8 protein-coding genes are annotated in these 16,270 nt (G+C 66.2%); 5 read left to right on the top strand and 3 right to left on the bottom strand.

The genetic code is table 11. The annotated features are described in order from the left end of the window. Positions 1-20: 20 nt before the first annotated feature. Complete coding sequence (locus TS85_RS13830) at positions 21-893, bottom strand: HpcH/HpaI aldolase/citrate lyase family protein (RefSeq protein ID WP_044332905.1); 873 nt, start codon at positions 891-893, stop codon at positions 21-23. Positions 894-1,270: 377 nt separating this feature from the next. Between TS85_RS13830 and TS85_RS13825 the strand changes: the two genes are divergently transcribed. After that, the gene (locus TS85_RS13825; protein ID WP_044332902.1) at positions 1,271-3,181 is read left to right on the top strand and encodes a GGDEF/EAL domain-containing response regulator; all 1,911 of its coding nucleotides are present in this window, start codon (positions 1,271-1,273) and stop codon (positions 3,179-3,181) included. Continuing rightward, a complete protein-coding gene (locus TS85_RS13820) occupies positions 3,181-5,028 on the top strand; it encodes a CHASE4 domain-containing protein (protein WP_044332899.1) in 1,848 nt (615 codons plus the stop codon). Before TS85_RS13825 ends, TS85_RS13820 begins: the two co-directional genes overlap by 1 nt. Positions 5,029-5,043: 15 nt before the next feature. On the opposite strand, the gene TS85_RS13815 is transcribed toward TS85_RS13820, so the two are convergent. Then, a complete protein-coding gene (locus tag TS85_RS13815) occupies positions 5,044-6,201 on the bottom strand; it encodes an SET domain-containing protein (protein ID WP_044332897.1) in 1,158 nt (385 codons plus the stop codon). 87 nt (positions 6,202-6,288) lie between these two features. Next, positions 6,289-7,065 (bottom strand): 3'(2'),5'-bisphosphate nucleotidase CysQ, encoded by a 777-nt coding sequence (locus TS85_RS13810; RefSeq protein WP_320407123.1) that lies wholly within the window; start codon positions 7,063-7,065, stop codon positions 6,289-6,291. Positions 7,066-7,483: 418 nt separating this feature from the next. Between TS85_RS13810 and TS85_RS24990 the strand changes: the two genes are divergently transcribed. Genes TS85_RS24990 through TS85_RS13795 form a run of 3 tightly spaced genes read left to right on the top strand, consistent with a single transcriptional unit; the run spans position 7,484 to position 16,261 of the window. After that, positions 7,484-13,027 carry a beta strand repeat-containing protein gene (locus tag TS85_RS24990; RefSeq protein WP_044332895.1) on the top strand — a complete coding sequence of 1,848 codons (5,544 nt, stop codon included), beginning with the start codon at positions 7,484-7,486 and terminating at the stop codon, positions 13,025-13,027. A 25-nt stretch (positions 13,028-13,052) separates the two neighbouring features. Beyond that, the gene (locus tag TS85_RS13800; RefSeq protein WP_077228619.1) at positions 13,053-14,855 is read left to right on the top strand and encodes a type I secretion system permease/ATPase; all 1,803 of its coding nucleotides are present in this window, start codon (positions 13,053-13,055) and stop codon (positions 14,853-14,855) included. An 11-nt stretch (positions 14,856-14,866) separates the two neighbouring features. Further along, the gene (locus TS85_RS13795) at positions 14,867-16,261 is read left to right on the top strand and encodes an HlyD family type I secretion periplasmic adaptor subunit (protein WP_077228618.1); all 1,395 of its coding nucleotides are present in this window, start codon (positions 14,867-14,869) and stop codon (positions 16,259-16,261) included. Positions 16,262-16,270 lie beyond the last annotated feature (9 nt).

The following is a 16,270-nucleotide window of genomic DNA, read 5'->3' as shown; positions in this document are numbered from 1 at the left end:
GCGCGCCGCAGACGTCGCGATCACCCCCGGCGCATCGCCAGTATCGCTTCGGCGCGCTTCAGATGCGGCATGTCGAGCATCGCGCCGTCCAGCCCGATCGTCCCTGCGCCCGGGTTGGCGGCAAAGGCGGCGGTCACGCGTTCGGCATGCTCGATCTCCGCTGCGGAGGGCGAGAAGGCCCGGTTGATCACCGCGACCTGATCGGGATGGATCGCCATCATCCCGCGAAAGCCCGCGCGCCGCGCCTTGGCGGCGACGGCGGCGAGCCCTTCCAGGTCCCGGAAATCGCCATGAATCGTCTCGATCGGCGCGACGCGCGCAGCGGCGGCGCCCGCCAGGCACAGCGCGCGGAACAGCTGGTACGGGAATGCATATTCGCCGTCCGCGTCGCGATTGTCGGTCGCGCCGAGTGCCGTCGCGCTGTCCTCCGCACCCCAGGTCAGCGCCGCCAGCCGCGGACAGCCGGCATAGTCGCCCAGCCCGAACAGCGCCGGCGCGGTCTCGGTCGCGACCACCATCGTCGCGATTTCGCCCAGCGGCAGCCCCGCCGCTGCCTCCAGCGCCGTCAGATAATGGTGCAGCCGATCGCCTTCGGCGCGCGTCGCCTTGGGCAGCATGATCCCATCGGGGCGCATCGCGACGATCGCGGCGAGATCGGGGAGGGCGTGTTCAGTGTCGAGCGGGTTGATCCGCACCCATTGCGGCTGCGCGCGGGCGGCGGTGCCCAGATGCTCGGCCACGATCGCCCGGGCAGCGGCCTTGTTCGCCGGCGCGACGGCATCCTCGAGGTCGAGCAGCACCAGATCGGCCCCGCTGGCCCCCGCCTTGGCCAGCTTGCGCGGCGAATCCCCGGGAGCGAACAGCAGCGATCGGGCGAAAAAGGGAGCGGTCATGGTTTCTCCAACATGGAGACTGTGACCTAAAGCGAGGGCGGGCGGAGGTAAACCGCGCTTGCGCGGGTACAAGCCGAAGCCGCAGAGGGATGGTCGCGACTTCGGCTTGCCCCATGGCATCTCCCCGGGCGAGGAGAGATGCCGATACGCTTTACGCGTGGCGCCCTCAGGGAGGGGGGAGGGCGTCCACAACGTCGATTTAAAGGCGGTGCGTTATTTTCGCTAATCAGGACAAACACTGTACGTAGGGTGACGGAACACTTGGTTCGACTTGCACCCGCGCCGATACGCCCGGCTCCGGGCAGGAAAAGCCTTTACGCGTCCTTAACCCTGCCTGCTTACCTCTTCTTCGACGCGAAACAGGGGAATCGGGCATCGTGCGTATTCTGATCGTTGACGACGAGCCTGCGATGCACGAATCCTATCGCCAGTGCTTCAAGACCTCGCAGGCCGAGGGCAGCGCCTCGGCGCTGACCGCGATGGCCGCCGAGCTGTTCGGCGACGACGAGCCGGAGCAGACGTCGCCTTCGCCTGACCCCGCCGATCCTGCCGCCTTCGAATGCGCGCACTTTATGCAGGGACTGGATGCCGTCGCGGCGGTGCGCGATTCGATCCTCGCTGGCGCGCGCTACGCGGTCGCGTTCATCGACGTCCGCATGCCCCCCGGCATCGACGGCAAGGAAACCGCCAGGCGCATCCGCGCGCTCGATCCCGATATCAACCTGGTGATCGTCACCGGCTATTCCGATTTCTCGCCGCTCGACATCAGCCGGGCGGCCGGCCCCGCCGACAAGATCTTCTATATCGCCAAGCCGTTCCAGGCCGAGGAAGTCGTGCAGACCGCGACGGCATTGGGCAACCGGTGGCGCGTCGATGGCGAACTCGAAGCTGCCCGCGCCGCGCTCGCCGAAAAGGTTGCGCTGCTCGAGGAACAGGCCCTGGAGCTGGCGGCGAACGAATCGCGCGCCGTCCATATGGCGAACCATGATTCGCTCACCGATGCGCCCAATCGGCTCGCCTTCCTCCACGCGCTGGGCGGCGCGGTGAAGGGCGACGCGTGCTTCGCGATGGCGATGATGGATCTCGACCGGTTCAAGCTGGTCAACGACACGCTTGGGCACCTGGCGGGCGACGAGATGATCCGCATCGTCTGCGACATCCTCCAGACCCGCGTGCCCGCGAACGGCTTTGTCGCGCGGCTGGGCGGTGACGAGTTCGGGATGCTGATGCCGGTGACCGGCGAGGACGAGGCGGTGATGCTCGCCGAGCGGCTGCTCAAGGCGGTGTCGATCAGCTTCAAGGTATTCGGCCATTCGGTCCATGGCGGCGCCTCGGTCGGGCTGATGGTGGTGCCGCCGGGCACCGTGAGCGACCCCATCGACGTGATGCGCCGCGCCGACCTCGCGCTCAACGAGGCGAAGCGCCAGGGCCGCGGCATGGTGCGGGTGTTCGACGAGAGCATGGACGAATCGATCCGCTTCCGCCGCCAGATCGAAGGCGGGCTGTCGGGTGCGATCGCCAAGGGCGAATTGCGCCTCGTCTATCAGCCGATCGTCGCGCGCGATCGGCTGGAAGTGATCGGGTTCGAGGCGCTGGTCCGCTGGTGCAGCCCCGAATATGGCATGGTCTCGCCGGCGATGTTCATCCCGATCGCCGAGGAATCGAACCTGATCCACGAGCTGGGCGACTGGGTGATCGACGAAGCGGTAAAGACGCTGCAGACCTGGCCCGGCCAATATGTCTCGGTCAATTTCTCGCCGCGCCAGTTTCGCCGCCACAATTTCGTCGGGCACGTCGTCGAGCGCGTGACCAGCGCCGGCGTGTCGCCCAAGCGGTTTCAGATCGAGATCACCGAAACCGCGATCTTCGACGATGTCGAGCGCGCGGCGGAGACGCTGTTCAAGCTGCGCCAGATGGGATTCCGCATCGCGCTCGACGATTTCGGCACCGGCTATTCGTCGCTCTACAATATCCGCCGCTTCGCGCTCGATTGCCTGAAGATCGACCGCAGCTTCGTCGACGGCATGGCGCGCGAGCGCGAGAGCGCGGCGATCGTCCATTCGATCATCCATCTCGGCCGCGCGCTGGGGATGGAGGTCGTCGCGGAGGGCGTGGAAACGATCAGCCAGCTCCAGTCGCTGCGGCTTGCGGGGTGCAGCCATTTGCAGGGCTATTACCTCGCACGCCCGATGGATGCCGAAGCGGCGCTGACGCTGGCGCATGCCGGTTTCCTCGCCGATGCCGATGCCGCGAGCGAGCCCCAGGCGAGTAGCGGGACGCACGGCTGATGACGCGACAATGGCGGCTGCGCGCGCCGGCGTCGCTCGGCGCGAAGCTCGTTCTGATCCTGACGGCGGTCGGCTTTGTCGGCGCGATCGCGCTGACGCTGCTGCTCGCGAGCGTGATCACGCCCAGTTTCAACCGGCTGGAGCGCGAACAGGTGACGGGGCATGTCGAACGGACCCGCGCGATCGTCCACGACCTGTCGGCGAAGGTCGAGAATGCCGTGCGCGACTATGGCGACTGGACCGCGTCCTACGACTATATGCAGCGGCCCAGCCGCGCGTTCGAGGAGGAGAGTTTTTCGGCGCTGGCGATGGCCAATCTCGACGTCAACGGCATGGCCTATATCCGCAATGACGGCAGCATCGTGATCGCGCGCTGGCTCGACCTCGAGCGGCAGGCGGATGTGCCCGCGATGCGCGCGCAGCTGGTCGCGGCGATCGGCCGGCTGGATTTCGCGCGGACCCTGCGCGGTGCCAGTTCGCGCGGCTTCTACCTCCGGCTGGGCGACAGGCTCGTCGCGGTCGGCGTCGCGCAGGTGCGCCGGAGCGACGGCAGCGGCACCCCGCGCGGCTATGTGCTGATGGCGCGCATCATCACGTCCGGACAGGTGAGCACGCTGCTCCAGCTGCCCGCCGCGCTCGATCTCGCCCAGACCAAAGCCGACGTTGCCGTCGTGCCCGGCGCCAGCCGGACGCGGATTTCGGTGCCGATTCCGGGCCCTGACCGTCGCATCGTGGCGAACGTTGCCTACTCCGTGCCACGCGACCTGTCGCTGTTGGGCCGGCGGATGCTGATCCTGGCGGTGCTGGGCTCGTCGCTGCTGCTCGCAGTGGTGCTGTGGGTGCTGCGGCGGATGATCGCGCGGCTGGTGCTCCAGCCCCTGCACCGCGTCGAACGGCATATGGGGCTGGTGCGCACATCGGGGGCGCTCGCGCTGCTCACCGACAGGCCGCGCGAGGACGAGATCGGCAGCCTCGTCACGAGCTTCAACTCGATGCTGAAACAACTCAAGGACTTACGCGAGCAATTGGAGATGCAGAGCTTTACCCTGGGGCGGTCGGAGAGCGCAGTGGCGGTGATGCATAATGTTCGCAACGCGCTCAATCCGATCAGCACCGTGCTCAGCCAGGGGCGGGCACTGACTCTGGACCGCGCCACGCTGGACAAGGCGATGGGCGAATTGGCGCGCGACGATATCCCGGCGGCGCGGCGGCAGAAGCTCGCCGCCTTCGTGGCGGCGGCGATGCAAGCGCTCGAGCAGGAGCGCGAGGAGCGCAAGGAGCAGCTCGCGATCGGGCGCGAGGCGTTGCACCATGTCCTCGAGATCATCGGCAAGCAGCAGGAGGCGGCGCATGAGCGCCCGCCGCTCGAGGCATGCGACATCACCGACATCGTCGCGCAGAATGCGACGATCGCCCGCTATTCGGGCGAGACGGCGATTGCGTTCACCTTTCCGGCCATTTCTTCCTGGGTGATGGGCAATCGCGTGATCCTGAGCCAGGTGATCGGCAATCTGTTCGCCAATGCCGCCGAGGCAATCGCGGCGACGGGGCGCAACAACGGCTCGATCGCGGTCACGCTGCATCACGAGGGCGATCGCACCGAAATCCACATTCGCGACGACGGCGAAGGCTTTGATCCGGCGGACGCGCCGACGCTGTTCCAGCGCGGCTTTTCGACGCGCGCGCATAAATCGGGCGGGCTGGGGCTCCATTGGTGCGCCAATTCGATGCTGTCGATGGCAGGCGGGCTGGATCTGCGGAGCGATGGCAAGGGATGCGGCGCGTGCGCGGTGCTGACCCTGGGCGCAGCGCCGGCGATGCTGCTCGCGGACGGCCTCGCCGCCTGAATGCGCCGCCCGAGCTCAGCGCCGGGCGAGGCGCCGGGGCGGGCGGGGCGGCGCGACATCGTCCTTTCGCCGCAGATAGGGCGCGACCAGATTACGCGCGCGAAACCATTCCTGGCGCTCCGGATCGAGCGACTCGAAGTTGCCGATCACGCGGCGACAGTCGGGGGCACGGCACTGGCAGATCATGTGCCAGTTCGATTCGAGCAGCGTCGTCGAATAGTCCCACGCAATCTCTTCGCCCGGCGAAATCGCACGCACCGCGACCAGGAACACCCCGCTGCCGGTGAAGCGCAGGCCGGCATTGGGGGCGCAGCTATGGTTGACCAGGTCGTCGATCCGGCCCGACGGCCCCATATAATGCTCGGGCGTGACCTGGACGAAGCGGTCGCGGCGTCCGCTCATCACGCTGGGGATCTGGTCGGACCGAAAGCGCCGCCCGGTGAATTCGATCAGCACGTCGCCCTCGGCAAACGCCTGCATGGCGTAGACTGCCTTGCCCAGATGATTGTCCCCGACACGGAAGCGGGCATCGGCGGCGCGGTGCCGTGCGCGGGCCCATATGCCGTCGCGACGCACGCCCAGCGAGCGCAGCGGGTTGATCGTCGCCAGCCCGATCAGGAACCAGATGCTGGCATGGCACAGCAATTCGACCAGCACATAGCCAAGCTCCGCCACCCCCAGATCGGGGCCGCGCACCGCGATGAGCAGCGTGGCGAGATCGCCGAAGGTCCACAGCCCCCAGGCGGGCGAGCGTTCGCGCGCAGGGTCGGCCCGAATGCTCGCCCAGGTCGGCCAGAAGCTGATCGGCACCGCCGCGACGACGAGCATATGCGCCCAGAATGCGTCGCGGAACACGAGCCACACGAGCAGCGCCGACAGGCTGGCGGCGATGCACGCCGTCTCGCTGGCCGAAGGCGGCGCCCAGGACGCGCGGTGCCAGATCGCCAGCGTCACGATCGCGCACGCCACTGCGGATACTGCGAAAACCCATCCTTGCGGCGCGCCGGGATTGACCGCGGCATAGGTCAGCGCCTCCAGCCCGGTGGCCGCGCTCCAGATCAGCCAGGACGCGCGGTTCGGCTCGACGAGCTCGCGACGAAGCCCGACCAGATACGCGGCATAGCCCGCAAAGCTGAATCCGACCGCCAGCAGCAACCCGATCTCGACTGTCAAAGCGCCCCCTTTATGAAGGCGCGTTTACCATGTTCCGACATCGGGTGTCCATGCGCGACTCGCGGAGACTCCGCGAGTCGCGCGACCTCAGCCCATGCAGTTGCGGACCGCGTCCAGCACCGGGGCCGCCCATTCGCGGCGACAGATGAGCAGGTCGGGCAGGCTGGTGTCGGGCAGGTTGTACCGAAGCGGGGCGCCGTCGATGCGCGAGGCGTGGAGCCCCGCCGCCAGCGCGACGGCGACCGGCGCACAATTGTCCCACTGATATTGCCCGCCCGAATGCAAATATATCTCGGCCTCGCCGCGGACGACTGCCATCGCCTTTGCACCGGCGGACCCCATTGCGACATGGACGGCCCCGATCCGCTCCGCCACATCGGCGCACAGCTTGCTCGCGCGCGTCCGGCTGACCAGCATCCGCGGCGGGGTTTGCGGCGCGGCCAGCGGGGGCGGGGCATCGCTGCCCAGCGTCAGCCCCAGCCGCGGCAGCGCGACGGCGCCGATCGCGGGCGCGCCGTCGATCGCCAGCGCGATGTGCACCGCCCAATCGTCGCGCCGCTCGCCGAATTCGCGCGTGCCATCCAGCGGATCGACGATCCATACGCGCGATCGCGCGACTCGCGACAGGTCGTCCGCCGATTCCTCCGACAATATGGCGTCGTCCGGGCGCTCGGCATGCAGCATGTCGAGGATCAGCCGATTCGCTTCGCGATCCCCCGCATCGCACAGCGCGCGCCCCTCCAGTTCGCCCCGATTCTGCAAGTCGAGCAGCAGGCGGCCTGCATTGTCGGCAATCCGGCGAGCCAGCGCCGCGTCTTCCTTGCCTCGGGAGGCTGCCTCTGCGGCACTGAAATCCATAGTCATCGCCGCTCGCTAGCCCAGCGGAGCGCCGGGCGAAAGTCCCGATCCGGGACCGCGCGCCCCGGGGCTGCGACGCGACGGCGCTGAACAGATCAGTTATGCGGCCTAGTTACCTTTTGCCGCGGCGCAGCATTTTTGGGCCTCGGCACCCCCATTTTGACGATTATTTGCCGCTACTTAGGGGATTTTCCGGAGCATGCCGATTTACTTTCCCGAGGACTAATTCAACAGTCTCTCTAAATACTTAACGGCGGCGTTGTAAGAAAAAATCCCCCCTCGCTGTTAATATTTGTTGTGGCGCGGAAGGCTTTCGGGATATGACTCCCCATGAAGAGACCGGCGTAGCAGGCGCCGGCTCCGGGCGTTCACAGGTATTAAAGTACAGGGCGCGGGCAGGAGACTGTCCGACACAGGGGGTAGAATGGCGACCAAAATCACTCTTCCGCGGCGGCGGTTCTTCAGCCTCAAGGGTGGTCAGATCGAACTCGCCGTTGGGTTCCTTCTGTCGACGATCCTTGAGTCGGGCGCGGCGCGCGCTGCCGATGCGAAGGCGGGCGGCAAGGTTGCCGACGGGCATCCCGCAGCTGTCCCCGCGGACGCGGCGGCCCTTCTGGAAGCCCTTGGCGGTGACGCTGCCGCCGTGAAGGCGATGTCGGTGGAAGAGCTCAAGGCTCTCCTGACTCCCGAGATGCTTGCCCAGCTCGACCTGGGTGCCGATTTCCTCGACAAGCTCGATACCGATCTCGCGGAAGCCATTCGCGACCTTGAGGCCGCGTTCCGCAAGAAGATCGTCGTCGCCGCGCACAGCGCCGCGAAGGTCGATGGTGATTCGGCGGAGCATCAGGATGGCGAGACTGCCAAGGACGGCGCCGATGATGGTGCCGCGCACGGTGGCGGCGGTGTTCCGCTGATCGCGATCCTGGCTGGGCTGGCCGTCGGTGGCGGCGCCATCGCGCTTGCGGCAGGCGGCAGTGACGACGACGAGCCGGCGAACTTCGTTCCGGTTGCGACGAGCGACAGCTTCACGGTGGCCGAGGATACGGCGGTCACCTTCGACGTTCGGACCAACGACACCGATGCGAACGGCGACGCGCTGACCGTCACGCAGATCAACGGTACTGCGATCACGACCACGACGCCGGTCACCGTGACCGGCGGCGTCGTGAGCCTGGGCGCCGACGGCAAGCTGACCTTCACCCCGACCGCGAACTATAGTGGTTCGCCCAGCTTCACCTACACGATCAGCGATGGCGCCGGCGGCACCAGCACGGCGACCGTTACCGGCACCGTGACGGCAGTCAACGATGCCCCGGTCGCAGTGGCGGACACGTTCACCGTTGCCGAAGATACCCCGGTCACGATCAATGTTCGCGCGAACGATACCGATGCGGACGGGGACACGCTCACCGTCACGGCGGTCAATGGGACCGCGATCACCACGGCCGCGGGCGTCGCGGTCACCGGCGGCGTCGTCACGCTGGTCGGCGGCAGCCTCGTCTTCACGCCGACTGCGAACTATAACGGTTCGCCGAGCTTCACCTACACTGTAACCGACGGCAAGGGCGGCACGGCGACTGCTACCGTCAGCGGCACCGTGACTGCGGTCAACGATGCTCCGGTCAACACGCTTCCGAGCGATGTTGCCACGACCACGGGCGCCACGGTGCTCGTTGCCGGGCTGTCGATTTCCGATCCGGACGGTACCACGGGCACCTTCACCACGACGCTTTCGGTCGCCAGCGGCACGCTGTCGATCGCGACCGTGGATGGTGGCGCCACGGTGACCGGTTCGGGCAGCGGCACCGTCACGATCACGGGCACGCTGGCGCAGGTCAATGCCGCGCTCGGCGCGACCAGCTTCACCAGCGCCGCCGGGTTCAGCGGCAATACCACGCTGACGATGACGACCAGCGATGGTGTCCTGACCGACACCGACACGCTCGCGCTGAATGTCGGCACGGTGATGAACGGCGTCGTCCAGGACGGCTATATCAGCGGCGCCACGGTGTTCTACGACGCCAACGGCAACGGCACCTATGACGATGGCGAGCCGCTGGCGACCAGCAACGAGCAGGGCCAATTCTCGCTCGCCATTCCTTTCGGCGGGACGGGCCTCATCCTGGGTTCGGGCGGCGTCAACATCGACACCGGCCTCGCGAACGTTCTTCCGCTCAAGGCGCCGATCGGTTCGACGGTCGTCAACCCGCTGACCACGCTGATCGCGACGCTCATGGAGTCGGGGCAGAGTGTCGAGGAGGCGAACCTTGCCGTTTCGCAGGCGTTCGGCCTTCCGAGCGGTATCGACTACACGACCTTCGACTTCCTTTCCGACAGCCAGGATCCGGCGATTGCGCTCGAGATTCAGAAGGTTGCGGCGCAGATCGCGCAGGTCGTCTCGGACGGCGTCGATGCCGGTCTCGACGCCGAGACGCTGCTCAGTGCGATCACGACGAGCATCGGTACCGGCGAAACGGTCGATCTGACCAGCGTCGATGCGATCGAAGCCCTGTTTGTTGCGTCGGGCGCAAGCGCTGGTGATGCGGCGGAGCTGGCGGTTGCGGCGGCGGCGGTAACCCAGGCGATCGATTCGGCGACGAGCCCGGACCAGATTTCGGACGTTCAGGGCGAACTCAACGCGCCCGGTGCGAACCTGCCCCCGGTCGCCACCACCGACACGATCACGGCGACCGAGGACGGCGCGCCGGTCACGGTCAACCTGATCGCGAACGACGTTGACCCCGAAGGCGGCGCAGTGACGCTGACCAAGATTAACGGCGTCGAGGTTCAGGTCGGTTCGGTGGTTGCGGTCACCGGGGGGACGGTAACCGTCGGCGCGAACGGCGTCGTCACCTTCACGCCCGACGCAGACTTCAACGGCACGCCCAGCTTCGCCTACACGGTCGCCGACGCGGCGGGCGTGGAGCAGGTCGGTTCGGTCAACGTGACCGTCGATCCGGTCAACGACTCGCCTACCGGCTCGAATCTTGATGCGACCGTGCCGCTATTCGGGGCGGTCATTCTTTCGCCGCTCGCGACCGCGACGGATGTCGATGGCGATGCGCTTTCCTTTTTGATCGTCGACTCAAAGGGGATCGCGGTAGGCGAGACCATAGTTCTGTTCGACGGCGTCAGCACCGTCACGCTTAACGCCGACGGCACGCTGACCTTCGTGAGCGGGAGCGCGAGCACCATCACGTTCAGCTACACGATAAGCGACGGGCAGGACGGTCTGTTCACTGGCTTGATCAGCGTCACGCCGGCGACCGACGCCGCCGAGATTTCGGTGACTGCGGCGCAACTCGCGTCGTTCATCGACAATATCGATGCCTTCCCGTCGGTGGAGAGCATCGTCGTGGACGGCGACGGCGGCGTCATCACCGTCGCGCAGGGCTCGGCGCTGCTCAGGGCGGACGTTACGCTCGCGGGTGATTCGGTCGACATCGCGCTCGACGGCGGGAATTCGCCCTTCACGCTCGCCGAACTCCAGGAAATCGGTGTCGACACCGTGTCCGGCGACGATGCCATCGTAATCGAAGTGGGCCGCCAGAGCCTGGTGTCGCTCGGCGAGGCAACGATCCCCACGTTCGCGGCCGGTCGTGCGGTAACACTCGAGATCGCTTCGGGCGCACTCGATGGCACTGCAACCGAGGTCTCCGCCGCCGCAGCCAACCTCGTCGCCGCAGGGTTCGATACCCTGACCGTTCCGACGGGCGAGACGCTGACGCTCACGCTCGAGCAGGCGGACGCGCTCGCGGGTTCGCTCGGCATCGAGGACTTTGCGGATGTCGCGGTCGCGATCGGTTCGTCGGATGTGGATGCACTGCTCGGTGACCTGACCAATCTCGGCGCGCTTGGCATCGACCATATCGACGTCGTCGGCGACGATGTAACGATCACGGAGAGCCAGGCTGCCGCGCTGGCGGGTGCGGGGATTGACTTCGTCGATGGCGACAATGTCACGATCATCGCCGATGGCACCCAGCTCAATACGACGCTCAAGGGGCTTTCGGACCTCGGTGTCGACTCGGTCGCGGTCGAAGACGGCGTAACCCAGCTGTTTATTGACGCGGGTTCGGGCCTCGGCAGCATTTCGCTGGGGCGCATGGCCGCGTTCAACCTCGCCCAGACCGATGGCTCGCTCGACGTGACGGTCAATGTCGATGCGGGCACGCTCGACAGCGGCTTCGACCTCGGCGACACGGCGTCGGGTCTTGCGGCGATCGGGGTCGATCAGATCGGCGTCGTCGGCGACGGCGCGCTTACGATGAACTACAGCCAGGTATCCTCGATTGCGGATGCCGGTCTCACGTTCGATGCGTCGGCGAACATCACCATCACTGCTAGCGACGCACAGGTTTCGGCGCTGGCGGCGGATGGCGGGCTGGCGAGCCTGAACATCGACACGATCGATGTCGCGGACGACAGCATCACGATCACCGAGACGCAGGCCGCGGCGCTCGCAAGCGGGAACATCTCGTTCGCCGACGGCGACGCAGTGACCGTGATCAGTGACGGTACGCAGCTCAACACCTCGCTCAAGGGGCTGGCGGACCTCGGTGTCGACTCGGTTGCGGTCACCGACGGGGTCAGCGTCCTGTCGCTCGGCCTGGGCGGCAGCCTCGACAAGATTTCGCTGGGTCGTGCGGTTTCCTTCACCGACGCACAATCGGATGCGTCGCTCGACGTCACGGTCACCGTCGACGGTGGCAAGCTGGCGGCGGGCTTCGACACGTCGGCCATTGCCGGCACGCTTGCGGCGAGCGGCGTGGATCATATCGGCGTCACCGGCGACGGTGCGCTGACGATGAACTATGCGCAGGCCAATGCGATAACCGAAGCGGGCCTGACCTTCGATGCGGGCGCGGACATCACGGTGACCGCATCGGTCTCGCAGATCGAATCGCTCGACCTGGTCGGTGTCGGGATCGACCATATCGACGCCAATGGCGCGGGTGCGACGATCACCGATGCAACGGCAGCAGCGCTCAGCGCCGGCGGCACGGACTTCGTCCAGAGCGACGTCATCACGGTCACCGCGGTCGGCACCGAACTCACCACGACGCTCAAGGGCCTGCAGGACCTGCACGTCGACAAGGTCGCGGTCGAGACCGGGGTCGAGGTGCTCCATGTCGATGCGGGTGATCTGAGCCAGGTCGAAGCTTCGGACCTGCCGCAGTTCGACGTGTCGCAGAGCGATACTTCGCTCGATGTGACGCTGCGTGTGTCGATCAGCGACCTCAGCGATCTCGATCGGCTGGGTACCTCGCTCAGCGAAGCAGGGATCGATCATTTCGGCCTCGACGCCGATCCGGCCAGCTACTCCGCCGAGGAGCAGGCTTCGATGGCCAGCATCACTGCGGCCACGGGTATCACCTTCGTCCAGGACTCGGCTTCGTCGAGCACGCTGAGCTTCTCGTCCTTCCTCACGACGTCGACCGACAGCGACGACAGCGCGGACACGCATGCGAGCACCGAGCCGGTCGAGATCCTCGACGGCGCCGCTGCCTCGCTGTTCGAATCGGGGATGCTGAATGCCTTCACGGCAGACAGTCTGGTCGTCGACGCGACCGACTCGGGCCAGTATCTCGCGACGACGCTGCGCGACATCGCCGATTACGGCATCGATCAGGTCCATGTCGAAAGCGGCAGCGGCCCGGTATATGTCCAGTTCGGCGCGCTCAGCGGCGATGGTCTCAGCGAAATCCAGTCGCTGTTCAATCACCTGACGTCCGAAGGGCCGTCGAGCATCTTCAGCGGCAACGACCAGATTGCACTGGTGGTGGACGCGCAGGTGGCAGATGCGCTATCGCAGATCGAAGGGGCTTTCGATCAGCTCGCTTCGATCGGCTTCACCGAAGTCGATGTGTTGGGTGGCGACAGCCACGCCTTCGCCAGCGACGCGATCGATATCAAGGTGATCGGCGAAGACGACGACCTCTTCCACCAGTTGGCGCACGACCGGTAAAGGGGCGTTTTAGGGTAATGTGTGTATGGCAAGTGTTCCGGGCGGTCAGTCGACAGATCTAAAGCCACTGGCTCGGCTCCTCCGGGACACCCGCCATTCTTTCTACATTGTGTTCGCATTGTCGACCGTGCTCGAGATTCTGAAACTCGCGCCGATCATCTATATGTGGAACGTGATGGATCGCGCGATCTCTTCGCGCAGTGCGGTGACGCTCGGTTCGTTGGCGATGCTCGTCGTCGGGGTATACGTCTTCTGGGGCGCGCTCGATTGGCTTCGATCGCGCCTGCTGGTCCGGATATCGTTGCGGATCGACTGGGACCTTGCCTCCGAAGTGTTCGACGCTTCGTTCCGGCGCGCGGTCGGTCGCCAGCATGTCAACGTCCAGCAGTTGCTCGGTGATCTCGTCACACTGCGCCAGTTCATCACCGGTGAGCCGATTCTGGCGTTGATCGGCGTTCCGCACGCGATCATCTTCATCATCGTCGGCTTCCTGTTCCACCCGTTGCTCGCGGTGTTCATCGCCTGCGCGGTGGTTGTGATGCTGATCTCGACCTACGCGACCGAGAAGGTATCGGGGCCGATCCTGCGCCGCGCCAATGAAGAGAATGCCGAGGCGTCACGGCTCGCCCAGTCGAGCCTTCGCCAGTCGGAGGCGACGCTGGCGCTCGGCATGCTGCCAGCGGTCCGCAAGCGTTGGTATGAGCGGCACCGCAACTATCTTCAGTCCTCGGTCAATGCGAGCGAATCGACCGGGCTGACCGGCGGCGTTTCGAAGTTCCTGTCGCGCGCCCTGCCGTCGATGCAGCTCACCCTGGGCGCGTATCTCGCGATCAACGGTGAGATTACGGGCGGCATGGTGATCGCCGCATCGATGCTGATCTCGCGCGCCGTGTCGCCGATCCAGCGTGTGATGGCCCGATGGAAGGACATCATCGCAGCGCGCCAATCCTATGCGCACCTGAACCAGCTGCTGGCGGACCGCCGCGTGATTGCGGACCGCATGCAATTGCCGGCGCCGACCGGGCGGCTCGACGTCCAGGCCGTGACGGCGGTGCCCCCGGGCGCGTCGCGTCCGGTGGTCGCCGAAGTCAATTTCCATATCGAGCCGGGGCAGGCGGTTGCGATCATCGGGCCGAGCGGTTCGGGCAAGACCTCGCTCACGCGGCTGCTGATCGGAATCTGGGCGCCGCAAGCCGGGACGGTTCGCCTCGACGGCGTCGACCTGGCCGAATGGGACCATGAGGAAGTCGGCCCCTATGTCGGCTATGTCCCGCAGGAGATCGACCTGCACGAGGCGACGGTGGCGGAGAATATCGCGCGGCTCGGCGACGTCGACCCGGAAAAGGTCGTCGATGCGGCGACGCTGATCGGCATGCACGAGACGATCCTCGGCTTCCCGAACGGCTATGACACGATGCTGGGCGAGACGGGCTTCGCGTTGTCCGGCGGGCAGCGCCAGCGGATCGCGATCGCGCGCGCGCTCTATGGCGATCCCAAATATGTCGTGATGGACGAACCCAATGCCAGCCTGGACGAGATTGGCGAGGGCGCGCTGGTCAAGGCGATCATGACGATGAAGGCGCGCGGCACCAGCTTTGCGATCACCACGCATCGCCCGCGGCTGATGACCGTCGCCGACAATCTGCTCGTCCTGCGGCAGGGGCTGCAGGTCGGGTTCGGCCCGACCGCCGAGATCATCGGCGCGGTGCGCAACCTGCAGATCGGCAAGCCCGAGGACGCGAAAAGCGACCGGGATGAACGCGGCGGGGAGCCGCATCTTCGTGCGGTCCCGCTTCCGGCGGGCGCGCTGAAGCAAAAGGCATCCTAGGAGTAAGGCGCATGGCGACGGCAGCAGATACAGGCGCGGCCGAACGGCCGGGCCTCTTGCGTCGGATGGACCAGTCGATTGATCGCTGGGTCAACGGCTGGAATCCCTATCATCCCTCGCGCCTGGAGGATCGGCAACTCGAGCCTGCAAAGGTCGAGGAATCGAAGATCCGCAAGAGCGGCAGTCGGTATATTGTGATTGCCATGGTGCTGTTCCTGATCTGGGCGGTGACCGCGCCGATCAACGCGGGCAGCGTTTCGCAGGGCACGCTGGTCGTGGCGGGCTATCGCAAGGCGGTGCAGCATCCCGCGGGCGGCGTGGTGACCAAGGTGCTCGTGCAGGAGGGTTCGATCGTCAAGCAGGGGCAGGTGCTGCTGCGGATCAACCCGCTCGACACCGAAGCCACGGTCAGCGAGATCCTCCAGCAATATATCAACGTCCTCGTCAGCGAATCGCGCGCCAAAGCGGAGATGTTCGGTCGCGAGATCCAGTGGGATCCGGAGCTTGCGAACCTCGCCAAGGTCGATCCGGTGCGGGTCGCCGAGGCCAAGGCGGTGCAGCTTCGCTTCTTCCAGACGCGCCGCGCGCAGTTCCAGGAGCAGGTTCGCGGGCTCGAGGCGCAGAAGCGGGGGATGCAGGGCTCGATCGCCTCGCATCGCGAGCAGTTGCGGACGCTGACGCAGGAACTCGCCAATGTCGAGGCTCTTGCGGCGCAGGGCTTCGTGCCGAAGTCGCAGGAGAATGAAAACCGCAGGTCGGTCGCCGAACAGACCGCCGCGCTCCAGAGCGCCGAGTCCGAAGTCGGCAAGATCGACGCGCAGATCGCGCAGGTCCGGTCCGAATTCCTCTCGGCGGTCGCCAAGGAATTGTCCGAGGTGCAGGCAACGCGCGAGGCGGCGGCGCCCAAGCTGCACGCCGCGCAGTTCAACCAGTCGCTGAGTGAAATTCGCGCGCCGGTGAGCGGCACCGTGGTCAACCTCAAGGTCTTCACCGACGGCGGCGTGATCGCGGGCAAGGAAGTGCTGATGGAGATCCTGCCCGATACGGGGCAGATGCTCATCGAGACCAAGGTGGCGCCGGGCCAGATCGACAAGGTTCGCGTCGGCCAGACCGCCGATGTCCGCTTCGTGTCGTTCAACCAGATCACGACGCCGGTGCTGCAGGGCGTCGTCAAGTCGGTGGGCGTCGACAAGCTCAAGGCGATGCCCGGCGAGACGCTGAAGGAAGGCGAGGACTATTATCTCGCCCAGGTCGAGGTCCCCGCGGACCAGCTCAAGCGGCTCGAGGGCAAGACGTTGGTCGCGGGCATGCCCGTGGACGTAATCATCAAGCGCGGCGAACGCACGTTCATGAGCTATCTGCTGAAACCGCTCACCGACAAGATGGCGAAGGCATTCCGGGACTAATGGCGCACG

This window comes from Sphingomonas hengshuiensis (assembly GCF_000935025.1).
Taxonomy (GTDB): Bacteria; Pseudomonadota; Alphaproteobacteria; order Sphingomonadales; family Sphingomonadaceae; genus Sphingomonas; species Sphingomonas hengshuiensis.
The sequence above is the reverse complement of the archived record's forward strand: the minus strand, read 5'-3'. Positions and strand labels throughout refer to the sequence as shown.